This window comes from Pseudomonas gingeri, assembly GCF_013385425.1.
Classification (GTDB): domain Bacteria; phylum Pseudomonadota; class Gammaproteobacteria; order Pseudomonadales; family Pseudomonadaceae; genus Aquipseudomonas; species Aquipseudomonas gingeri_D.
Window position 1 is genome coordinate 1 of record NZ_JACAQA010000028.1, and the last position, 20,777, is coordinate 20,777.

Annotated in this window: 21 protein-coding genes; 6 read left to right on the forward strand and 15 right to left on the reverse strand. The window is 56.7% G+C overall.

Going from position 1 to position 20,777, the window contains the following annotated elements; all coding sequences use genetic code 11:
* Window positions 1-309 precede the first annotated feature (309 nt).
* On the reverse strand, window positions 310-741 hold the full coding sequence (locus HX830_RS26230) for a hypothetical protein (RefSeq protein ID WP_177103564.1): 432 nt from the start codon (window positions 739-741) through the stop codon (window positions 310-312).
* 91 nt (window positions 742-832) lie between these two features.
* Window positions 833-1,105 (reverse strand): hypothetical protein, encoded by a 273-nt coding sequence (locus HX830_RS26235; RefSeq protein ID WP_177103566.1) that lies wholly within the window; start codon window positions 1,103-1,105, stop codon window positions 833-835.
* Window positions 1,106-1,652: 547 nt separating this feature from the next.
* On the opposite strand from HX830_RS26235, the gene HX830_RS26240 reads away from it, so the two are divergent.
* The 3 genes from HX830_RS26240 to HX830_RS26250 all read left to right on the forward strand — a co-directional run bounded on the left by HX830_RS26240 (window position 1,653) and on the right by HX830_RS26250 (window position 4,406).
* Window positions 1,653-2,000, forward strand: coding sequence for a DUF6124 family protein (locus HX830_RS26240; RefSeq protein ID WP_177103568.1), 348 nt, complete (start codon window positions 1,653-1,655; stop codon window positions 1,998-2,000).
* Window positions 2,001-2,400: 400 nt separating this feature from the next.
* On the forward strand, window positions 2,401-3,291 hold the full coding sequence (locus HX830_RS26245) for a hypothetical protein (RefSeq protein ID WP_177103570.1): 891 nt from the start codon (window positions 2,401-2,403) through the stop codon (window positions 3,289-3,291).
* Window positions 3,292-3,437: 146 nt separating this feature from the next.
* Window positions 3,438-4,406, forward strand: a complete 969-nt coding sequence (locus HX830_RS26250) for a DUF3298 domain-containing protein (protein ID WP_177103572.1) — start codon at window positions 3,438-3,440, stop codon at window positions 4,404-4,406.
* A 349-nt stretch (window positions 4,407-4,755) separates the two neighbouring features.
* Here HX830_RS26250 and HX830_RS26255 read toward each other — a convergent pair whose 3' ends face one another.
* The 3 genes from HX830_RS26255 to HX830_RS26265 form a co-directional block, all read right to left on the reverse strand.
* Window positions 4,756-6,225 carry a hypothetical protein gene (locus HX830_RS26255; RefSeq protein ID WP_177103574.1) on the reverse strand — a complete coding sequence of 490 codons (1,470 nt, stop codon included), beginning with the start codon at window positions 6,223-6,225 and terminating at the stop codon, window positions 4,756-4,758.
* A gap of 350 nt (window positions 6,226-6,575) precedes the next feature.
* Window positions 6,576-7,391 carry a DUF4824 family protein gene (locus HX830_RS26260; RefSeq protein ID WP_177103576.1) on the reverse strand — a complete coding sequence of 272 codons (816 nt, stop codon included), beginning with the start codon at window positions 7,389-7,391 and terminating at the stop codon, window positions 6,576-6,578.
* On the reverse strand, window positions 7,388-8,455 hold the full coding sequence (locus HX830_RS26265) for a DUF2157 domain-containing protein (protein WP_177103578.1): 1,068 nt from the start codon (window positions 8,453-8,455) through the stop codon (window positions 7,388-7,390). Before HX830_RS26265 ends, HX830_RS26260 begins: the two co-directional genes overlap by 4 nt.
* 159 nt (window positions 8,456-8,614) lie before the next feature.
* Between HX830_RS26265 and HX830_RS26270 the strand changes: the two genes are divergently transcribed.
* A protein-coding gene (locus tag HX830_RS26270) for an IS5 family transposase (RefSeq protein ID WP_177103580.1) occupies window positions 8,615-9,468 on the forward strand; the annotation gives its coding sequence in 2 pieces (ribosomal slippage) (window positions 8,615-8,956 and window positions 8,959-9,468; 852 coding nt in all).
* 113 nt (window positions 9,469-9,581) lie between these two features.
* Here the strand turns inward: HX830_RS26270 and HX830_RS26275 are convergent.
* Together HX830_RS26275 and HX830_RS26280 are read right to left on the reverse strand one after the other, a co-directional pair.
* The gene (locus HX830_RS26275) at window positions 9,582-10,382 is read right to left on the reverse strand and encodes a PhzF family phenazine biosynthesis protein (protein WP_256350665.1); all 801 of its coding nucleotides are present in this window, start codon (window positions 10,380-10,382) and stop codon (window positions 9,582-9,584) included.
* Between the two features lie 79 nt (window positions 10,383-10,461).
* Window positions 10,462-10,860: a GFA family protein gene (locus HX830_RS26280; protein ID WP_177103584.1), complete on the reverse strand. Its 399-nt coding sequence runs from the start codon at window positions 10,858-10,860 to the stop codon at window positions 10,462-10,464.
* Between the two features lie 520 nt (window positions 10,861-11,380).
* Between HX830_RS26280 and HX830_RS26285 the strand changes: the two genes are divergently transcribed.
* Window positions 11,381-11,728 (forward strand): DUF6124 family protein, encoded by a 348-nt coding sequence (locus tag HX830_RS26285; RefSeq protein WP_177103586.1) that lies wholly within the window; start codon window positions 11,381-11,383, stop codon window positions 11,726-11,728.
* Between the two features lie 179 nt (window positions 11,729-11,907).
* On the opposite strand, the gene HX830_RS26290 is transcribed toward HX830_RS26285, so the two are convergent.
* The 3 genes from HX830_RS26290 to HX830_RS26300 form a co-directional block, all read right to left on the reverse strand.
* The gene (locus HX830_RS26290; protein WP_177103588.1) at window positions 11,908-12,078 is read right to left on the reverse strand and encodes a hypothetical protein; all 171 of its coding nucleotides are present in this window, start codon (window positions 12,076-12,078) and stop codon (window positions 11,908-11,910) included.
* On the reverse strand, window positions 12,075-12,500 hold the full coding sequence (locus HX830_RS26295; protein WP_152742337.1) for a hypothetical protein: 426 nt from the start codon (window positions 12,498-12,500) through the stop codon (window positions 12,075-12,077). Before HX830_RS26295 ends, HX830_RS26290 begins: the two co-directional genes overlap by 4 nt.
* 318 nt (window positions 12,501-12,818) lie before the next feature.
* On the reverse strand, window positions 12,819-13,766 hold the full coding sequence (locus HX830_RS26300; protein ID WP_177103590.1) for an SDR family NAD(P)-dependent oxidoreductase: 948 nt from the start codon (window positions 13,764-13,766) through the stop codon (window positions 12,819-12,821).
* 113 nt (window positions 13,767-13,879) lie between these two features.
* Here HX830_RS26300 and HX830_RS26305 point away from each other — a divergent pair, with 113 nt between their 5' ends.
* A complete protein-coding gene (locus HX830_RS26305) occupies window positions 13,880-14,494 on the forward strand; it encodes a TetR/AcrR family transcriptional regulator (protein WP_177103592.1) in 615 nt (204 codons plus the stop codon).
* A gap of 79 nt (window positions 14,495-14,573) precedes the next feature.
* On the opposite strand, the gene HX830_RS26310 is transcribed toward HX830_RS26305, so the two are convergent.
* The 5 genes from HX830_RS26310 to HX830_RS26330 form a co-directional block, all read right to left on the reverse strand.
* Entirely contained in the window at window positions 14,574-15,242 is a 669-nt protein-coding gene (locus HX830_RS26310; RefSeq protein ID WP_177103594.1) for a hypothetical protein, read from the reverse strand.
* Window positions 15,239-16,531 carry an AAA family ATPase gene (locus tag HX830_RS26315; RefSeq protein ID WP_152739971.1) on the reverse strand — a complete coding sequence of 431 codons (1,293 nt, stop codon included), beginning with the start codon at window positions 16,529-16,531 and terminating at the stop codon, window positions 15,239-15,241. Before HX830_RS26315 ends, HX830_RS26310 begins: the two co-directional genes overlap by 4 nt.
* Before the next feature lie 118 nt (window positions 16,532-16,649).
* Entirely contained in the window at window positions 16,650-16,868 is a 219-nt protein-coding gene (locus HX830_RS26320) for a hypothetical protein (protein ID WP_152739970.1), read from the reverse strand.
* 467 nt (window positions 16,869-17,335) lie between these two features.
* Window positions 17,336-18,973 carry a fatty acid--CoA ligase gene (locus tag HX830_RS26325; protein ID WP_177103596.1) on the reverse strand — a complete coding sequence of 546 codons (1,638 nt, stop codon included), beginning with the start codon at window positions 18,971-18,973 and terminating at the stop codon, window positions 17,336-17,338.
* A gap of 24 nt (window positions 18,974-18,997) precedes the next feature.
* On the reverse strand, window positions 18,998-20,776 hold the full coding sequence (locus HX830_RS26330) for an acyl-CoA dehydrogenase C-terminal domain-containing protein (RefSeq protein WP_152739968.1): 1,779 nt from the start codon (window positions 20,774-20,776) through the stop codon (window positions 18,998-19,000).
* Between the last annotated feature and the right edge of the window lies 1 nt (window position 20,777).

Below are 20,777 nucleotides of genomic sequence, written 5' to 3' on the forward strand. Positions count from 1 at the left end.
CTGCGTTTTCACACAGTCTGACATGGCGGTTTTTTTGTTTGATGGGGCCAAATCCTTTTGTCAGGTCAATCTGCGCTCCAGGATGTGAGGAATTCGTGAAAAGACTGTCGCAGAATGCGAAATCCCTGCTGAGCGTGCCGCTTCTTCGCACCCTAGGTGTTCAGTCTCGGAGAGTCATGGTGCATCCTTAAGCACCGAGCAAGAGGATGCATTATGGAAGGACGTCTTCATGGTTCAACCCGGACAACGCCGCGAATTCGAGCCGAGCTAGCGTGCCCACAACCAACGTCGATGGGGGAATAGCTGTACCTAGACCAGCCGTCCCCACACTTGAACGAGCCCGACAAAATGGGCCATACCAAAACCTGTGCAGACTGCCGAGCTGATCAGAATGAATCGAGTGGTTCTGCCGGTATTTTTCAAGATGAAAAATCCTGCGAATCCCCGAAGCAGGTAAACGAGCGTTATAGCACTTAGCACGGGTCGCAACAGTGGTAACGGTCTAATCACCGACGCGCCGGACAGGGCATAGAGAGCCCAGACCATGAGGATCAGCGCGATTCCAATTGTGACGATTGCCGGAAATGCTCTTACCGCCTCCGCTGCGCGAATAAAGCGTTTTCCTGCGCCGGCAAACTGGTATCCGGCAGGACCTGCAATGACAACGCCTATGTGTAAAGCGGCAGCCATGGCGCTGCAGGCTGCACCTATGACGAGTGCTTGATTGTATTCGTCGACCACATTTTATCCTTCCTTGAGTGCCCGAGACAGAGACATCTCGGAACGGGCCCGCGTCGCCGCTTACGGAGATGGCGGAACCAAACGATGACGTTTATTTATTGCTCTTGCGGTGCAGCAGGACAAACAAACCGATCAGTTGCATCCCCACCACGACCATGACCACCCTCTTCCCTCCGATGCCGAGGCCAGCCACCCAGTCGATAAAAAGCAGCAAGAGCGCTACGCACAAGGGAAGCATGCAAAGGATGTACAACACTCTGATCAGCTTCCGATGACGTCGTGCCCATGTGGACGGCCCATCTGCTTGGGCTACAGAGTCCAGAGGGCCCAGGAACTCCAGAAGAGCAATGAATAGATCGATCATGATGTGTTCTAGCGCAATGGTTTCGGCAGGAGGTGTGTGGCTTCAATTGGAACGCGCCTTTGTAACGGCTGCGTTTGAGTTTTCTGCATCTTCATCATGACTGCCAACGCCCACCTTGGCTCGAAAGCAGCTGGCCATCAACGACACCTTTCAACCAGTGGGATCGAACACAGGGTCAATGGCGCTCACAGCCTCTCACAGAAGTCGGCCATTTCAGCGACCAGCAAGAGTTCTCTCTTTCCCTTGAGTGAAATTTCCTAGAAAATCCTGACCGCTTGCGCCTGCCCACGCCGGTGGCTATCTTCGAGCCGTCACTGCACATCAGTGACAGGGTTTGGTAGCCCTCGGTGTAACTAGGCGCAAAGCGCCACCTTGAGCAAGGCGCTTTTTTTCGGCCTCAGCTTTTATGGTGGCCGTGCGCAGGGCGTCCGCGGACGCGCCGGGTTCCTAGTGCACCGGTCTACCAACCTGCGTACGGCCGCCACCCTTTAATCGTTTGGTAGCGATGGTGACGGCTTCAATACATGCACTTGGAGTACCTCGTACTATGTTCAAGCCCACCCCCAATCCGCCTGCAACCTCAAACATCGAAAGCATCGACCCTCGTATCGCCGACCGTGCTTTGTCTCACTACAACCTCGGTCCGAAGGCAAGCGTCAAACCAGCGCCTGTCACCGTGTTGCATGAGCATCTGAATGAACCCGGGAACCAGGAAGACGCCCTGGCCAACGTCTACTCAATTCTGCAATCCGCGGCGGCCACGGCCTATGAGCACGCCGACAACCAGACCGGTTCGAACCGCAAGGTGGCGATGGGTGTGGTGCATCTGATCGAGCTGGCACAGCTGAAGATGGACTCAGTACTGGATGGGCAAGCGGTCAGCACCGGCGGCTGACCACGTTCTACGGAGAGCGGAAAGCCTGGCTTTCCGCTCGTTCGGCTCCGAAGTTCAACGGCATGTCAGCCCCCCTCAGTCGATTGCCTGCGCCCTGCTCGGACCGAGCCCATGCTGTGTGCGACGCAGTTGAACCACCACAGGCTGAATCAAGATAATGATCGCTGCCGCCGCATAAAGGGCTGCCGTTGCGCACCTGTGATGCCTGTTCGCTGACCGGCCGTCAACTTGCTGAATGGATTGCTGAATGCTCAAGCAAGCGGTCTGAGAAACTTCACTTGGACCGAGGATGATGTCAAGGTAATAGCCTAGTGCCTTGATCCATTCGGCCAGAGCCACGTGCTTCACCACTTGGTCAATTTCAAATGGACTTGCTGTGTTAGACATTCAGGGAAATGTGATGCTTATGCGCTGGTGTGCCCCGTGGCTGTTGTATTTTGCTGTGAGCCAGGTTTGGGCTGTGGAAGCCGAACCCAAGACACTGATCACTTCAACTGTCGGCGATACGAGCGTCCAAGTGTCCGTGCTGAAGGCGAAGTCTCAGTCGGATGACGACAAAAAAATCGTGACCTTGACGCGAGAAGGTTCACAGCCGATCACGCTCAAAAATGTCTACTTCGACGTGCTCTATACAGACCCCGACCCCACCCATGCGCCGAACATGATCGTGGTGGGCCGCAGTGGTGGCGCTAATTGTTGCCATACGTTGCACATCATCAGTTTTGCTCCATCACTGCATAAACAAGATATCGAGGCTTACAACTCGGATCAGTTCGATATGCAGGAGGTTGCTCATGGCGGACCGGTATTGGGTTTCTTCGATTTCAGTTTCGCGTTTTGGTACCACTCATTCGCAGGCAGCCCTGCACCGCCAGTCTCGCTCAGTTGGGATGCCATACAAGGACGCTATGTGCTGAACGTCGCTGGCATGCGCAAACCGGCGCCATCGGATGTCGAGCTGGAAGAAGATACGCAGGCGCTCCTGCTGGAAGAGGTCGGTACCAACGATCTGTGGCCACCCGCCCTGCTATGGCGTGACATGCTGACGTACATCTATTCAGGCAACAGTGCGTCGGCCCGAACCTTGATGGATACAGCATGGCAACCGAAATGGGGTGAAAAACAGCTGTTTTTTACCTGCTTTAGCCAGAAGCTGCACGCAGGCTGGCTCTGGAACTACATGGACATCGGTCACTTAATGAAGGCCGACGGCGACTTTCCCAAACCGATAAGTGTACCGGCGGGCTGTACACAGTCAGCGCCGGAGCGGACCCCGACGAGCCATATATAACAAAGTCCTCGCCGGTTGTAAGTCGTATACCATTTCCGTTTTTTGGCAAGGATGTGCCATGCCCCTCCGAGACTGAACACCTAGCAAGCAGTTTATTGATCTGTATTCGTAGCGCTCGGTTTTCCCAGAGCTCAAGGAGTGTTGAAATGATTAAGCGTGCTCTGGTTATAGCGTGTCTGATACCAACGATTGCGTCTGCCGCGAGTTTCGATTGCGACAACGCCCATTCACCTTTGGAAAAAGCCGTGTGCGCCGATCCGGCGCTATCAACGTTGGATAGCTCAATCGCAACGTCGTATAACGCCGCGTTGCAACGCCTGTCGTCGGACGGACAGACCATCCTGCGAGACGGGCAACGACAATGGTTGCAGTTCGTACGAGATCTCTGTTTCACGTCTCAGGATGCCTCCGAAGTCGGATTCTGCCTGACTAAGCGCTATACGGATCGCCTCAAAGACCTTTCTACCGCGGCGGTTACGATTGGGCCCTACCTGTTCAGCCGTAGCGACTACTTTTCCGCGACCACTCTCGACAAAGCTGGCCGGCCGTACGAAATTCACGCTGGCGCACCACGAATCGATGCACCGTTGTCACCAGCGATTGCGTCATGGAATGACGCAATGGAAAAAAAACGGATGATGCGCGCGGTTGACTCGGATTGCGGCTCTAGACATGGCGACGAATACTCCAGCCTTGAAGTGAACTACGCTTCCGCGAAGGTAATCAGCGTCAAGGCGACAGACTGGGAATACTGCCATGGCACGCCGCATGGCCAAGGCGGAACGATCGGCCTCACGTACATCATCGAGCCGCGCCTCCATACTCTTGAAGCTACGGATCTGTTCAACATAGACACCGCCTGGAAAGACTTTTTGACCAGCCGAAGCTACGAGGCCATCAAAAAGAAAGCTGACGGCACGTCAGTAGAACGCGATAGGGTCGAGCGCGCCGCAATCAACATCCGTGGCTGGACGCTTACACAAGACGGCTTGCTCATTACTATTGATCCATACGCGGTGCTCGCCTACGCGTTTGGGACGACCGAGGTCATCATTCCGTGGAGCGACCTGAAGCCCTTTCTTGCGCCAAACGCGCCTATTCCACCCCAGACCTGACGTTTGTAAATACCATTGGCTGCGAGCCTCCAGCGAAGGCATCAAGTGGCCGGCTTTTACTGCAATCAGTGGGGCGTAGGGTGCGTCACCAGCCGTATTTTTCAAGCCTCTAACGAAACACCGCAGACATAACGGCAATCCTATTCGATGTGCCTGATCAGAGTGAACTGACCAGGAGAAAAAGCGAGACGTTGATCCAGCAGCGGATAGACACTATTAGAGGCTCTCGGCGTGATATTGAAAGGTCCATTTCGGACCTGAGCTTCCAACCCGTGGAGGCAGATTGAGCCGCTGATGGCGCTCCATGTAGAGCGGAAACGGGAAGCCAAGCTTCCCGTTCCAGGTGGTTTTACTCTACCGACTTGATCGTCCACTTCCCGTACCATTTGGGCGGGCCGTTACCGACATACTCGAGCGGTACAAACAATCCATACACCTCCAGGTAGGCGTAAGTCGCGACGCCTTGCCCCCAGTCGTAGTCCTTGCCGGTACAGCTGAGTACCTTGGCGTTGCCCGTCAGGTTCGGGTAATAGTCGCTGGCAGGCTGCTGCGATTCAACGTTGCACGTGACGCTATAGTCCAACGGTATCCCAGGCACATCACCAAAGGTGAACGATATCTGCAGGGTGTATCGCAACTGCGCACCAACCGGCATCTTCGCCCAGTCGCCCTTGAACCTGAGATCGATGGCGGGTGGGCGGTCACTGATAGTCGGCCCACTCACAGGGGTGTAGTAGCTACTTTTGCTCAGGGTGATCAGGCCTCGAAAACTGACATCGACCTCCTGATTTGGCGAGACTTGGCGATGTTCAATCAATAATTTTCCCGCGCCGCTCGACTCGTAGTATGAATCGCGTCCCCAGCGCATCAAGTTATAGAGCCCTGATCGCTTTGCCTCTTCCATGTCGTTGGACGCCAGGCGCAGGTGCTGGATACTTTTCTGCGGTGCAGGCATGTTCAATGCCTCGATGGCCTTCAGGACAGGGGCCGCGATCACCTGTGGTGGCAACTCAAAGCCTGATTGCTTACGCCCTTCATAATGCGGGTACTGATCCAATGACTGCGGTTTGCCACAAGCCAACTGAAGCAATTGGCGCTCATCAGCTTGCAGAAGACTGCTGCTTTTAGGAACCCGTTTTTCCCGCCACGCCGAGCCGATGACATAGCTGTCCGCGCCAAAGTAGAAGTCACTCAAGAGGGTAAGCTGTTGTTGCGAACAATTTGCCCTCCACCACTGCCTTGACTGCTTATACACGGCCGTTCTGTCGGGCGTCAGCATCTCGCGGGCCGGGACTCGGGCGCTCCAGAAGATGACCTCATCCCCCTTCACCTTCAGGCTGGCGCGGTCGATCAGTTGCCAATCCTGATGGTCGGGTGTTGCGACGACGCGCCAGTCGGTCAGTGCAGTTTGAGCGCAGGCCTGTTTAAGCTGCGCGCCCTGAAAATACTGCTTTTTTTGCTCACTCGGTAGCTGCCCGATTTCCTCCGGGTGAGCTTGTGAGCCATCAGAAAACAGCTTCATTCCACCGGCAGTGTAAAAAAGCATCCGCGCAGTGGGCTGACTGCAATCGGAGATGAAGCGCACCATGTAGCGGTGCCCTAACTCCGACGGTGTGATCACGGCATAGGTGATCTGATCGCCTTTACGCACGATTAAGTTCGGCTCTGGCGGCTCGTTCAAAACAGCGTTGAACACCTCAGGCCCTGATGAGACCGCAGGCGGTGAATAAGATCCGAACCCGCTCGTTTGGCATCCTGAAAGTGCCAGGGCGAGAGTGAGCAAAGGAAAACAGCTGAAGCGGTGAAACGAAGCATCCATGCGGGCGTACTTAATCGACAGAAAGATGGCACTTTAACATGAATGCGATTCCGTCACTGAGGATGACAGTGGTGCATGCTTCAGCATCCTCGGCGCCTAATCGAAACAGCCACCAGCGATCGGGTTAAACTACCGGCGCCTCGTATGGACACTCGGACTGAATGCCCCCCCTGAAAAAATCACCTCACTATCACTCCTCCTGCTGACCTGCCTGCCATTACCAGGGTGGTCAGTTTGGTACGAGGTTCGCGATTACACCGACGCCCTGGGCAGCCGTTCGGTGCATATGTGGCTGCAGACATATGTGTGGCTGCAACAAGGCAACCCAGCAAGGTCAATGACAGCTATTACTATTTTGCCGTCGCCGCCACCATCCATGGTTCAAGTCGTTTACCAAAAGCAATCGCTGCCTCAAATGAAGGCGACCCGCTATTTGATGCGGAGTAACCGTTTTCCTGAACGGTTCGCTGCATCGGCTCAAATACAGACCTGAACGTAAACGGCACGTTGATGTTTTCAGCCCCCCTCTGATTGACATAACCTATAAGCATTGCCTGATTATTATGAGTGTAAACCATCGCTCGGACCTGTCCACGGACAATGCTGTATTGAGTCGTATCCGGGTACTTCGCACGCAGGGCTTCGCGGCTTACGCCAGCGTCAACAATGAATAGTCGACTGCTCATAGTCTGCTCTCTAGCCAGCGTTGTTGGCTGTTTTTTATTTAATTCGGCTGTTTCCATCTTCCTGGCAACCTCAACCGCGTGTTGATATGCTCGACCATTAAATTCCAAAACTATAAATACCTGTCTGGAATGTTGTTTTTGATAGTAAGCGCGGCCCTGTTCCGTATCGGCCGGTGCTGAAACATCAAATCCCAATTCAGCAAGCTTCTCCTTGCCAAACCATCCATCACTGTCCTCTTCGCCGGAAGCCCCCATGCTAAAAGGGCCGGTAGACCTCGCTATCAGTCTTAGCGACATCCCACTATTGTCAGCACCTTCCCTTCCACCATAAGGAACTTGCAATTCACGCTGCGACAATTTAAGCACGCTCTCGGGCGTTCCACTTTTGTTGTATGCAACGCCCAGCAGCACGACCACATTTGTGATCAAAATCAACCCTACTCCGGCGATCAACGAGTGTCGACGCGTCCAGTTCATCATTTCGCCTCCCCGGACTGTGCTGTCCTCAACCGCTTGAGAACAACGAGTATGAGCACAGCCGTCAGAGCCAGCACGAAAAAGAACAAATATTTCGGCATAGACGCCCACCACCAATCGTAAAGTTTGGTGTAAAGGAAAACCACGAAAAACGTCATGCCAGTGTTCACCACTTCCGGCCAATAATTTCGTATGCCGAGCCAAATTGCGCCGCTACTAAAAAGGAAGCCTGCGACCTGATAACAATGTTTGATAAACACTGGATCAGCTTCAAAATAACTGCCACCACCCCAATTGGCTAATACCAGCATGGGCAGAAACAATGTCAGAAAAGAAAAGATTCGGTATATCACAGCAAATCCGGAAAAATCCCGGTGCGGCACAAATAGCGCCACAAGAAAGAGTAAAATCGCAGCAGGAAAAAAATTCTCTGGTCGATCACCAAGGTCAAGCCAATACATGCCACCCCACGTCCCGGCACGAGCAGCAATGAAGCCAACAAGGCAAAGAATTCCGGCGGCAAGCAGCAAACGCAACTTACATGTATATGCCAGAAGGAGTGCTAATGCCGCCCAGACAATCAAGGCGTTGTCAGATGAAGTAATATTGAAGATTTGCCCAAGCATCGTAATATCGAGAACGAAACAGGCAAATGCCACCAGGGCCGCTAGTTTAGTGAAGTAACCGGTAGCGTCGTTACTTTGTATCCACATCGTGCCAAGAAAAGTGCCCAGCGGAGCCAATACCAGTGTCGTGACCTGCGCCGGGGTAGAGAGCATCCCCCAGAATTTATAGAAGAGGAAGAAAATGCTTGCCGCCAAGGCCAGCGCCCCCAGAAACGAGGCAGCACGCATGCCGATCGAGAGTTGCCGAGATGCCGTCGTTCGATCGATGTCGAACGAGCGAGTATAGCTGTCCAGCAAGTCGCGATGATGGTAGGCCACCGAGTCCCGCTGCTCTTCTGAAAGCGTAAGTACACCATGCTGCTCAAGCCGTTCCAGCTCTTGCTGGAATACCCTGATATCGTCTGCACGCTGCTGTGCATCTGTTTGCGTGAATGCGGTCATAGAGACATCCATTTCTGAGGCGAACGCTTGATGGGTAGCTCGAAAACCCGATGCCACGTCGCAACCTAGGTTCTGTATGAAAACCTTTGAAACCCCATCGCGGCCCCTGACGGCCTGAGTTTCCGTAGAGTTCTTATCATTTAGGCGAAGGACTCTGCCATGCCCAAACGATACGAACTTTCCGACGCAGACTGGGAAATAGTCGCTGATCTTTTTGCTGAACATCGACGCACCGGACGCCCAAGAGTCGACGACCGCTTGATGCTCAACGGCGTGCTGTGGGTGCTTTGCTCCGGTGCAGCATGGCGGGACATGCCTGAGCGATTTGGGCCTTGGTCGACGGTCTATCAGCGATTTCGAGACTGGCGAAACCAGGGCACCTTCAACAAGATGCTCAAGCGGCTACACGTCAAACTTAATGCGCAAGGCCTGATCGACCTGAATACCTGGTGCATCGACTCAACAGCAGTGAAAGCCACCCGAGCCTCTTCCGGCGCAGGCCAAAAAGGGGGGCGCAAGAACCAGCGGACCACGCACTTGGACGAAGTCGGGGTGGGCTGACGACGAAAATTCACATGGTCTGCGACGCCCGAGGCATACCGCTCCACTTCACCCTCTCTGGTGGGCAGGCAAGCGACATTTCACATGCTCAACCGCTGCTCGAGGGTGTCCACATCCCCTCTGGTCGAGGTAGGCCACGCAAGCGATGCCGCTGGCTCTTGGCTGACAAGGGGTATGACGCTGACTCGTTGCGCCGATACTGCGATCGTTATCGAATGCAGCCGGTGATTCCCCTGCGGGACATGAAGCGCAAGCCAAAGCCCGGCTTGCCGCGTCTCTTCGACAAGCCCAAATATCGGCAGCGGAATGTGATAGAGCGGCTATTTGGCTGGCTTAAGGAACACCGCCGCCTGGGAACACGCTATTGCAAGCTGGCGGAAAGCTTTGCAGCGATGGTCACACTGGCTTGCTGGCGGCGGTGTCTACGACATTTCTTTTCGTACAGTGCCTAGTCAATCGCATGCCGAATGTCCACATTGCGCGATCCAGACTGTCTTCGATAGGTGAGTAGGCGGTTCCCCCTTACCGCAGGTTGTGGAGCCGACGGAGCAGGAAAACGCTGTTGTCATGCTTCGTAAACCAAGCCTCCAACGCTGATCAACCCATCACAATTCGACGCGCTGATTTGACACCTATTTCCCAGCATGACGCCTTGATGCAGGATGATGTTTCTTGCCAGGAGTACGCTGAGCGCGCCTGCGGCCACCCCCGTTGCAGCATCCTCCAGGCTCTCCTCCAGATGATTGAAATTACGTCCCTCGTACTGATGTATTTCGCGGTGCGCGTAGGCGTAAATGCCGCTCACGGCGGCCCCCTTCCCCCATGCGACAATCCCATTCAGGTGGGGGCGCAATGCGTACAACGCCTCGGGACTAACCATTTCAACCAATAGCTTGGGGCTGCCGATTGATGCGATGGCCGCCGGGGTCTTGATCGCTGATTCCGTGCAGCCAAGCAGTTCTGCAACGGCGCCGATGGTGGGCGCAGGCCTTTTCACATGATCAGGCTCGACGCTGATATGCAGTTCATTTCCTGCGTGCGCAAAGGTCAATACCTGTTTGCTCATGGACGTCAGTGCTGACCCTGAGTACTCAGCGACATGATGGGTCTGCATGTAATACGCAGCCGCCAGGGATGCGTGCAGACAGAGGGGACTTCGAGCATGCGGGTAATAAAAATCGAGAACGCACGGTCCGATACCGTCTTCCATTGTGTTGATAAAGACGCAGGCATTGGCCTTCTGTTCGGCTGCGAATTTTTGCCGCTCAGCGACCGACCACTCGGAGGAACCCCTTTGAAAAATGACCAAAGCTTCATTTCCACTGTTCGGGCCTGTTCCGAAACATCTAAATCGCTTTAAGTGCATTTTTTACATTCACACGTGGTGGGTAATGGGTATTCAGGGTGAGGACGCCACGATGATCTTCTCATCCGTTTGGGTCAGCTTACTTTTTGTCTAACGGGTGGTTACGTCCGTTACTCACCGTCACCATGCCCAAGTCTGCAGGGTCAACACCGTCCAAGCAGCCAACGTTGTAGGCGCACTGTGACGGATCGATTCGCCTGATGTGATGGGTGTACACCCCACAGACGGAACAGAAATAGTGGCAGGCCTGCTGGGTATTGAAGCGATAACTCTTCAGCACGTCGGCCCCTTTCAGGATCTTCAGGCCCGTCAGGGGAACGGTGCCCATAACGGCGCCTCGCCTCTTGCAAAGTGAACAGTTGCATCGTTTCGGATCAACCACGCCGTTCGGTAGTTCCAGCTCAAGCACCACCTCCCCACAGTGGCAGGAAGCGTTGTGAACCGGTTTGATTTCTGTCTCACCAATACGCTTGATCATCGGTTTCGTCCTTGTACGGCACGGTTGACTCCACAGTACCCGCAGATTAGCGAAGCGCCAGGCTGGGCGCACTCTTGATTGACCAGGGTCGGGAGCTACGACGCAGCGCTCCCCAGATTCTTTCAAGGGAGCTACAGGCGGGACTATACGGCCAACCGCCCTCTCCCCACCTCACGGAAGCCTGTCATTTCAGCGGCACGCAAGAGATCTCTCTTTCCCTTGACTGAAATTTCCTAGAAAATCCTGACCGCTTGTTTGCGCCTGCTCCCGCCGCTAGGCTTCGACTCGTCACTGCTCATCAGTGATCGGGTTTAGTCGCCCGGAAGTTCTACATTGGGCGCACAAGCGTCACCTCCCTGTCGGGCACGATTTTTCTTGCCCTGCTTTATGGTGGCTGTGCGCAGGGCGCCCTCGGGCGCGCCGGGTTCCCAATGTTCCGGTCGACTAACCTGTGTACAGCTGCCACCCCCTCGTTTAGTCGCGATGACTGGCAGTTCCACTTAACATTGGAAGTGCGAATATGTTCAAAGTAACCCCCAATCCGCCTGCAATATCCAACATTGAAAGCATCGACCCTCGTATCGCCGACCGAGCCCTGTCTTACTACAACCTCGGCCCGGACGTAGGCTCGAAACCTCCCCCCGTCACCATGTTGCGTGATCATTTGAATGAGCCCAAGACTCAGGAAGACACCCTGGTCAACGTCTATTCGATTCTGCAATCCGCGGCGGCCACAGCCTATGAAAACGCTGACAACCAGATCGGCTCGAACCGCAAGGTGGCGATGGGTGTGGTGCATCTGATCGAACTCGCACAGCTCAAAATGGACTCGGTCCTGGATGGGCAGGCGGTCAGCGTCAACGGCTGACAACTCTAAAACGATAGACGAACGGGAAGCGGATCTTCCCGTTCATTGAGTATGCAGCTCTACAGCCGTATCAGCCCCTCAGGCCATTGCTTGATACCTGTTCGGACTGAGCAGAAAGCCAATGCAGTGCCCGGCACAGTTGAACCACAACAGACGCAGCCTGGCGACGACAGCAGAATTTAGAGCAGCCGCTTCAACCTTCTACGTAGTCGCAGGTTATCTGCAGCCAAAGCAACAAGGGCGAGAAGGTTCAAGACCGCAAACCCATCAGCACCAGCAAAATGCCAAAACGCCCAGGACACGACGGCCACCACCAGCGCGGTGAGAAGCAACAGGATGGAGTCCTTCATACGACGCCCCTGGCGTTGCGATACAACTGACGGCCTGGCAATTGAGGTTGGTACACGCCTGGATACTGTATCAGGCAGGCACTCAGCCAATGTCGATCGAGATTGTTGGTACGGGCCATGGCCAGCACATCGGCGATGGACAAGCCCCCGGCAAGACTCCGACCAGTAGCGACAGCGATACTGCCAATCACAGCCCCCACATAAAACGCTGCCGAGCAAGCGCCGATTATGGCGAGCTGTTCAAGGCGAGTGCCGGCACCGATCAATTCGCCGATGGTGACCGCCTTGCCGAACTTGTCTATTTGAGTAAGTAGCGTTGAGGCCGTGGCCACTGCGGCGGACAGTGTGCCGAAGAGTGACTCGGGGGCCGGAAGGCCCAGCCCTTCCATATTTTCTTTAAAATAATCGTAGAAAGTCGCCATCCATCAATCCCTTGTTACCCGCAGTCCTTGTGGACAGCAAGCCTAATGGATTGAAATTCAAAGCTCAATCGCGCTGCCACGTAACGAGTTGAACCCAGGTGCACCGACAGTTCGTCGCCTTCAACAACCCTACGGACGGGCAGCTCAGGGCTTGTCAGGGTGCAACACGTAGGAACAAATCTATAGGGGCGGTGACCGAACTGGATATTCGCGCACTCAGACAGCCCCACGGTCACCCTGGTGTTGAAACTTCTTTGACGTAGGCTTGGCAGGCTGTCGGGGCGATCAGTTCTTGGTCGCCATTGCCAAAGATGCAGGCTAGGACAAGTCGACGCCGGAGACCTTGACGACGGCCTGCCATGCGGCTTCCTGGCTGGCGTGATCGTGGAGGTGTGGGTGGCGCTGCGCCTCAATTGGGCCTGAGAACTTCCCTTGAGCCGAGGCGAAGAATTGCCCTGAGACGTCGGTTCCGAACTCCGACGCCTGGAGGTACCGACGGGCCGCGGTCTCCGGCGTCTGATTCATGCCGGGAATGAGGTTCGCGATTGGGATAAACAGATACTTCACGGCCAGGCCAGCTTGTCGCGAAACCTTGGTAGCGGTCGCGGCACCGGGCGACACGGCGTATACGGCCATGCCGGAAGGTAGCCGGCGGGCCAGCGCCGCGACCCACCAAGCGACAATCAGCTTCGCGTCGGCATACGCATTGTTGGGCACGTACTTCACGTTCGGCCCGTTGCGGATCAAGGCTTCCACAGCGGCGGTTTGGTCACCCCGGTAGTACTTGGCCGCGAAGGCTGGCACGTCGGTGTAGCGAAACATGGGTACGCCCCCTCGGGCAGGCTCCGCACCGGCGATAACAATCCGTGCGTTGGGGCTCAGCAGGTTGGCGTGAAGCAAGCCGACCGTCAGTTGATGATGGCCGATCAGCGGGGCCTGGGAAGCCTCGACGCCTGCGGCCGTGATCACGCGCTCCTTGCCTGGAACCATCCCTGCATTGAGCAGCAGGAAATCGATCGGCCGACCGCGCTTGACCAGCTCGGCGAGGGCGGACTCGACGCTGGCCGGCGAGTTCAGATCCAGCTCCAGCGGCGTGAAGACCTGCGCCTTGGTCTGCGCCGCGAGCTGAGCGGCCGTCTCCTGGGTCCGGGCCAGGCTGCGCCCGGTGACGATAATCTCGCGCCAGTCCTCTCCGGCAAGAGTGCGGGCTGCCGCATAACCGAGCCCGGAGGTGGTGCCGGTGACGAGTGCGATCGAATGTTCCATAGGTGTCTCCGTGGTGAAACGTGAAGCCCCGCGAAGCCGGAGCCGGCTTGCCAATTTAGAACTATTCAGTTATATATTTGCGAAACAACCATTGTCAACGAGTTTTGAACTAAATGATTCAAAATACAGCTAGGCCGCGGGGCCGACCGCGCAGCTTCGACGAAGCGGGGGCGCTGGAAAAGGCGACCCAGGTGTTTCGGTCGAAGGGCTACGACGGAGTGACGATCGACGATCTCGTCGCCGGCATGGGTGTGGGACGACCGAGCCTGTATGCCGTCTTTGGGGACAAGCGGACGATATTCTTGCGTACCCTCAGGGCGTATGCGGAGAGGAAAGGCGCTCTCGCAGCCAAAGCCCTCCTCTCGCCAGGGACTCTTCGCGACTCGCTCACCAGCTTCCTGAGGCAGGCCGTAGAAAGTGCGACCGAGAAAGGTTCTGCCCCAGGCTGTCTTCTCGTGTGCGTCGCGCCGCTTGTGAACGACCCCGAGGTCCGGCAGTTCCTGCAGAACGCGGGAGCTGGCGCGGTGACGCTAGTGGAAGGCCGTTTCCGGGACGGGATCAGCGCGGGAGAAATCCCGTCTGACTTTCCCGTAACCGCGCGCGCAATCCAAGTCACGGATCTAGCGCGTGGGCTGACCATGCGTGCGCAGATGGGCACGCCGCGCACGACGCTCCTCAAAGACGCTGAGGAAGCGGCCGACCTGGTGCTCCTGTCGCGGCGCGTCTGACGGGTTGCCGGAAACAATTCACGGAGAAATGACTGCACAGAAAGCAGAAAGGGGACAGCAGAAAGAGACAGGTTCGCGTCTAGTCCTGTCGAACAGACATCGGCAGGCCGCCTCCCTCCACTTCGATTTCCCTGGCAAGGAAAGGTGCTCGACGGCGCAAATAGTCCAGCGAGATATCGCCACTCGCAAAAGCGGTTGCATAGTCTTCACGAACCTTCAGGCAGTCACGGTCATTCAGATTCAGCCGCTCAATGGTGGCGAGCACACGAGCCTTGATCGCGGGATCAAGGTCAATCCCGGGAATGACCTGATAGCCGGTCAATTCGAGACGGAACCATCCTTCTTCGACCTCGAACGGATCCAGGACATCCTGATAGTGGTTCTTGCGGGCGTTCATCAACGTGCAGGCCAGTCGATAGTTTTGCCACTCATAGACATCCTGCCATGCACGAGACTTGGGCAGCATGTGATCCACCGAGCCCCCTCCTGTGACACGCTCGATGTAGATGCAGACGTACGCGCACAGTCGACCGTATGCCTCCATCAAATCCGGTAAGGCTTCAGTCCAGAATGGCGGAAACTCATCACCCGGAATATCTTCTCGTGTTTCGGCTACTTTCTTCCTGGGCCGCCCCCTACGCTTGGGCAAGTCCGGCTCCCCCACCATTTCAGCAATGGCTCGAAGCCCCGGTTTCCTGACCTGTTCATTGAAGCTTTGAGGCTCATCCGCGGGTTCAACTCTAATCATGCGCCGCCCACCTTCTGCTCGCGGAAATGGCTCCAGCGGATCCAGAAGGAATCGACATCACTGAGGCTTCCGCGTAACGCTGAATCAATCTCTGCCAAGGTGCTCTGTTGCTCGGCCGTCAGTGGTGTCGGCTGAGAGGCCACCTCTCGCAAAAAGGCTCGGGCACGCTCCAGCGCTTCCTCGGCGGGGACAGAGCTGGGCTCCTTCAGGTTGAACACCTCGGACGATAGCCAGGCATTCACATCCCCTTTGCGCGAGTACGGAAAGAGCGAAGCGTGAACCTCAGTCCCGACCAGGTCGAAATCCCAAATGCAATCACGATTGTCGTCAAACTCCGGTTCGACCGACGCCAGCACCAGCGGTGAATGGGTCGCCGCCAACAGTTGCACGGGCACCTCACGGGTACCGGTCAGCGCGTTCATGACATTCAGCAAGGCCGGAACAATTCGACGCTGCCATTGTGGGTGCAAATGGCACTCGATCTCGTCGATGAGAAAGATGATCTCTCTTGCCGGTGGGACTCGATAACGTTCGTAAGCAAGCTGATGCTCTCGCCATGTCCACACCAGCAGATAGGCCAGAGCCGCAATACGGCGCATTCCCGCCGACGCCTGGGTCAGCGGTACATCTTGTCCATAGGGCATGCGCAGCGAAGGAATATCCCTGACGCTGTCGCCCACCCGCATCGGCTCCCCGGGTCTCATCTTTTCTACGCCAGAGGGCGACAAAGCATCCAGCACCTTCACCAAGTCGTCGAAAGCGGGCTTGCCGCTTTCCTGCCACAGCACCCAGTCGCTGATCAGCCCATTGCACAGCTGGGTCTTGCCGTCGCTGGAGAGCAATCCGTTCCAGACGGCGTCAGGCGAGAAGTCAAAGCTTCGTGGACGGTTCGGTGCCGCCGCCTCTCCCTTGTCACTCTTCCAGTAGTTGCGAGCCGGGTCCCAAACCGAAAAACTGCCGTCCACTCCCGCGTATATCACCACCCCCGGAATCGCCGGGCGGCTCTGTTCGACCGACCACTGCTGGGCCTCATGGTCGAAGTCACTTTTGTAGGCAAAATCGCCGGTGCTGCCTTCGTAGCAGTAAGCGATGCTCGACCGCTTGGCGTCCCTGCGGGGAGTGGCCATTCCCTCCCTGGGCCAGGTACGGGTAAGCGACCACCAGGCAATATCCAGCACGAAACTCTTGCCCAGGCCATTGTCTCCGGTCAGGAAGTTCAGGCGCGACTTGAAGTCAATGGCGAGCTTTTCAGCAGGGCCAACACCTTCGAACGTCAGGTTTTTAAGCATGGGCGGTGTCTCCAGTCATTCGGGCGCCAACGAATAGATACTGCGTGATGCCCCAAGGCCGTTGGGTGCTGTGTAATGGATCGCGATGGGCAGTCACACAAGGCACTTTTGCCGACTCTCAAGCAATCATTTTGAGGAAACGCAACCGACTCTCCAGTGCGTTGATCGCCCATTCTGGACAGGTCCTCGCACTGGCTTTTTCTGAGTCGGCAAGCCACGCTCGCACGCTGCGCACACTGCACGGACGCTTGGTTTCTTGAGCAATGAGCTCCGCCGCCCGGGCCTGGGTAATGTCAGCTTGCTCGATGAGCCATAGGAGCTTGTCTTTATGGGACATGGCAGGCCTCAGTAGATGCACATGTGCCTATTGTAACGCATGGGTACAGGCTCGTCGAAGGGGCTCTCTGACCCGATGCAAGGCAGAGCATGTGATCGTTACGGAGCTGCATCCCCTGCGCACGCATAGAGCTTTCCTTCGATGTAAGAAGTAGTAACTCTCCCCCAACACGGCGCTATCGATCATTCATACTTTAAATACATCCACACCGCACAGAAAATAAAATAGAAGATAACAAACCAAGAAAAACAGGCACTCCAAACAATCCATCGTATCAATGCCTTTGGCATGAGCGGAAGTTCATTTAACTCAATCAACCGATATCGACGAGAGAATGCCGGCATCATCAGAATCAGACTCATGTTGCCGTTACGGTAGCGCGTAAGGCACGAAAGCCTTGGTCACCACTACCGTGCCGAACACATTGACTTCGAATGGGCGACGCCCCTCTGCCTTCGATGCGCCCTTCAGCTCAACTCACTTTCCCGGATGCGCTTCTTGTCGATCTTCCCGACGCTGGTCCTCGGAATCTCGGTGACAAACTTGAACTGCTTGGGAATCGCCCACTTATTGATCCGCCCCTGCAGGACAAACGCTTGCAAGTGCATCACCAGCGTCTTGTGGTCGAGATACTGCCCAGGCTCGCACACCACCAGCGCCATCGGCCGTTCGCCCCACTGTTCATCCACAATGCCCACCACCGCGACCGACCTGACCGCCGCATGCTCGCTGATCAGGCTCTCCAGCTCCAGGGAACTGATCCACTCCCCTCCCGTCTTGATGACGTCCTTGATCCGATCCTTGATTTCCACCCCGCCCAAGGCGTCGATAGAGGCCATGTCACCGGTGTACATCCAGCCATTGCGCCACAACTCGGCGCCCTTTTCCGGTTCCTTCCAGTAACCTTGGGTCAACCAGGGCGCACGCACCACGATCTCACCCAAGGACTCACCGTCATGAGCGACGTCATTGCCACTGGCATCGATGATTTTCAGATCGACCATCGGCACCGGCGTCCCGGTCTTGATGCGCAGGGCCAACTGGGTGTGCATGGGTAATGCCAGCGCCTCTTCACGCAGGTAAGTCGTGCACAGCAACGGACAGGTTTCCGACATGCCATAACCACTGTGCACCTCAATCCCCCTGGCGCTTGCTTCGCTGGCAAGGCCCAGGGTCAGGGCACTGCCCCCCAGGAGCATTTTCCAGCCATCCAGGCGGGTCCTGGCCGCTTCCTCGCAGCCCAGGATCATTTGCAGAATGGTCGGCACACAATGGGAAAAGGTGACGTTCTCCTCACGATAAAGCCGGACCAGGCTATTGGGTTCGTAACGGCCGGGGTACACCTGCTTGAGCCCCATCAGGGTGGCGACATACGGCACACCCCAGGCATGCACGTGAAACATCGGCGTGATGGGCATGTACACATCATCGCAACGTAGCAGCGGTAGACTGGCGCCCAGCGTTCCCGCCGCATTCAAGGTGTGCAACACCAGTTGACGGTGAGTGAAATAGACCCCCTTCGGCTGCCCGGTCGTGCCTGTGGTGTAGAACAGGGTGGCCACCGAGTTTTCGTCAAAGTCAGGGAAGTCGTACTGGTCCGTTGCCTGGGACAACAGCTGCTCATATTCACCCAGCACCGGCAGAGCCGTCTCGGCTGCCGTGTCGTCAGTGAGCTGCAGGTAACCTTTGACCGTACCCAGTTGCCCGTGGATCGGCTCGATCAAGGACAGAAAATCATCATGCACCAGCACCAGGTCATCCTCGGCGTGGTTCATGGTATAGAGCACCTGATCCGGAGAAAGACGAATGTTCACGGTATGCAGCACCGCGCCGATCATCGGCACGGCAAAGAAACACTCTAGGTAGCGATGGCTGTCCCAATCGAGCAGAGCCACCGTGTCCCCGGCCTTGACCCCGGCAGCCGTCAAGGCATTGGCCAGTCGGCGGATACGCTGGTTGAGCGTCTGGTAGCTATAGCGCAGTTTGTCGGCATAGACGATCTCCCGCCCAGGCTCGTAGCGAACCCCTGACAACAGCAATCGCTTGATCAACAAGGGATAGGTATAAGCGCCTTGGGCCGGAGGAATGATTTTTGTCGCCATCATGGTTGAGGTTCCTTTTCCTTTCGATCAGAAGTGCGTTGCGTCCAGCTCGTACAGGCATTCGCTACCGGCCCTGAGCGAAGCGCTCAACGAGTGGATGCGTGGCAACAGGCGGGCAAAGTAGAAACGTGCGGTGCCCAGTTTGCTGACGTAGAAGTCCTCCTCCGCCTGCTTGCCCTTGGCCGCTCGGGCCATCAGCGCCCACATGTAGGCATAAGCGGTGTAGCCGAACACCTGCAGGTACTCGACCGAGGCGGCACCGATTTCGTTGGGCGTGTTCGTTGCCCGATCCAGCAACCACTCCGTCAGCTCGTCGAGGGTGTCCACGGCGGCGTTCAAAGGCTTGCAGAACTCGCCGAGTCCAGCGCCGGCGTTGGCGGTGAAATGGCGGATTTCAGCGGCGAACAAACGGTAGAGCGCCCCGCCGCTACCGACGATCTTGCGCCCGGCCAGGTCCAGTGACTGGATACCGTTGGTGCCTTCGTAGATCTGCGTGATGCGGACATCGCGAACCAATTGCTCCTGCCCCCATTCGCGGATGTAACCGTGGCCGCCGAAGATCTGCTGGCCATGCAACGTGGTCTCCAGCCCCATGTCGGTGAGAAACGCCTTGGCCACCGGGGTCAGCAACGACACCAGCTCCTGGGCGCGAGAGCGGGTTGCCGGGTCCTCGCTGTACTTGGCGGTATCGAGTTGCAGGGCCACATAGCTGGAAAATGCCCGCCCCCCTTCATTCAAGGCCTTCATGGTCAACAGCATGCGCCGCACATCCGGATGCACGATGATTGGATCGGCGGCCTTGTCGATGGCCTGCGGGCCACTTGGTGCGCGGCTCTGGATGCGCTCTCGGGCATATTCGACGGCGTTCTGGTACGAGCGCTCGCCCAACGCCAGGCCCTGAATCCCCACCCCGAGGCGTTCGTAGTTCATCATGGTGAACATCGCCGCCAGGCCCTTGTTCGGCGCATCGACGATCCAGCCGGCGGCCCCATCAAAGTTCATCACGCAGGTCGCGGACGCCTTGATGCCCATCTTGTGCTCAATGGAACCGCAGGACAGGGCGTTGCGCTCGCCCAGCGAACCGTCGGCATTCACTAACACTTTGGGCACCAGGAACAGTGAAATGCCCTTGGGGCCAGCAGGTGCATCCGGCAGCCTGGCCAGCACCAGGTGAATGATGTTTTCAGCCAGATCATGCTCGCCGCCGGTGATGAAGATCTTGCTGCCGCTGATCCTGTAGCTCCCATCAGCCGAAGGCTCGGCCCGGGTTCGAATCAGGCCCAGATCGGTGCCGGCATGCGCTTCGGTCAGGCACATCGAGCCGGTCCAGACGCCGGCGTACAGGTTCGGCAGGTAACGCTCCTTGAGCGCCTGGCTGGCATGAACATTGATTGACAGGCAGGCACCGGCGGTCAGCATCGGGTATAGACCGAAAGACAGGCTGGCTGAACTGACCATCTCCTCGACCTGGGCCGAAATGGCCTTGGGCATGCCCATGCCGCCGAACTGCGGGTCGCCGCCCACGCCCACCCAACCGCCTTCGGCGAACGCCCGGTACGCCGCGACGAAACCGTCCGGGACGGTCACTTTGCCGCGGCTCCATGTGCAGCCTTGTTCGTCGCCACTGCGGTCCAGCGGTGCAATCACTTCGGCACTGAGCTTTCCGGCCTCTTCGAGGATCGCGACGGCCGTCGCTTCATCGATCACCTCGGCCAGGCCTGGCAGCCGGGCCCATAGCGTGGGCGCCTCGAAGACCTCGTTGAGGACAAAGCGCATATCGCGCAAAGGGGCTCTGTAATCAGACATC

Coding starts and splice junctions, on each gene's coding strand:
- HX830_RS26235 (WP_177103566.1), bottom strand. CDS start 1,105: ATGATCGATCTATTCATTGCTCTTCTGGAGTTCCTGGGCCCTCTGGAC.
- HX830_RS26240 (WP_177103568.1), top strand. CDS start 1,653: ATGTTCAAGCCCACCCCCAATCCGCCTGCAACCTCAAACATCGAAAGC.
- HX830_RS26245 (WP_177103570.1), top strand. CDS start 2,401: ATGCTTATGCGCTGGTGTGCCCCGTGGCTGTTGTATTTTGCTGTGAGC.
- HX830_RS26250 (WP_177103572.1), top strand. CDS start 3,438: ATGATTAAGCGTGCTCTGGTTATAGCGTGTCTGATACCAACGATTGCG.
- HX830_RS26255 (WP_177103574.1), bottom strand. CDS start 6,225: ATGGATGCTTCGTTTCACCGCTTCAGCTGTTTTCCTTTGCTCACTCTC.
- HX830_RS26260 (WP_177103576.1), bottom strand. CDS start 7,391: ATGATGAACTGGACGCGTCGACACTCGTTGATCGCCGGAGTAGGGTTG.
- HX830_RS26265 (WP_177103578.1), bottom strand. CDS start 8,455: ATGACCGCATTCACGCAAACAGATGCACAGCAGCGTGCAGACGATATC.
- HX830_RS26275 (WP_256350665.1), bottom strand. CDS start 10,382: ATGCACTTAAAGCGATTTAGATGTTTCGGAACAGGCCCGAACAGTGGA.
- HX830_RS26280 (WP_177103584.1), bottom strand. CDS start 10,860: ATGATCAAGCGTATTGGTGAGACAGAAATCAAACCGGTTCACAACGCT.
- HX830_RS26285 (WP_177103586.1), top strand. CDS start 11,381: ATGTTCAAAGTAACCCCCAATCCGCCTGCAATATCCAACATTGAAAGC.
- HX830_RS26290 (WP_177103588.1), bottom strand. CDS start 12,078: ATGAAGGACTCCATCCTGTTGCTTCTCACCGCGCTGGTGGTGGCCGTC.
- HX830_RS26295 (WP_152742337.1), bottom strand. CDS start 12,500: ATGGCGACTTTCTACGATTATTTTAAAGAAAATATGGAAGGGCTGGGC.
- HX830_RS26300 (WP_177103590.1), bottom strand. CDS start 13,766: ATGGAACATTCGATCGCACTCGTCACCGGCACCACCTCCGGGCTCGGT.
- HX830_RS26305 (WP_177103592.1), top strand. CDS start 13,880: ATGATTCAAAATACAGCTAGGCCGCGGGGCCGACCGCGCAGCTTCGAC.
- HX830_RS26310 (WP_177103594.1), bottom strand. CDS start 15,242: ATGATTAGAGTTGAACCCGCGGATGAGCCTCAAAGCTTCAATGAACAG.
- HX830_RS26315 (WP_152739971.1), bottom strand. CDS start 16,531: ATGCTTAAAAACCTGACGTTCGAAGGTGTTGGCCCTGCTGAAAAGCTC.
- HX830_RS26320 (WP_152739970.1), bottom strand. CDS start 16,868: ATGTCCCATAAAGACAAGCTCCTATGGCTCATCGAGCAAGCTGACATT.
- HX830_RS26325 (WP_177103596.1), bottom strand. CDS start 18,973: ATGATGGCGACAAAAATCATTCCTCCGGCCCAAGGCGCTTATACCTAT.
- HX830_RS26330 (WP_152739968.1), bottom strand. CDS start 20,776: ATGTCTGATTACAGAGCCCCTTTGCGCGATATGCGCTTTGTCCTCAAC.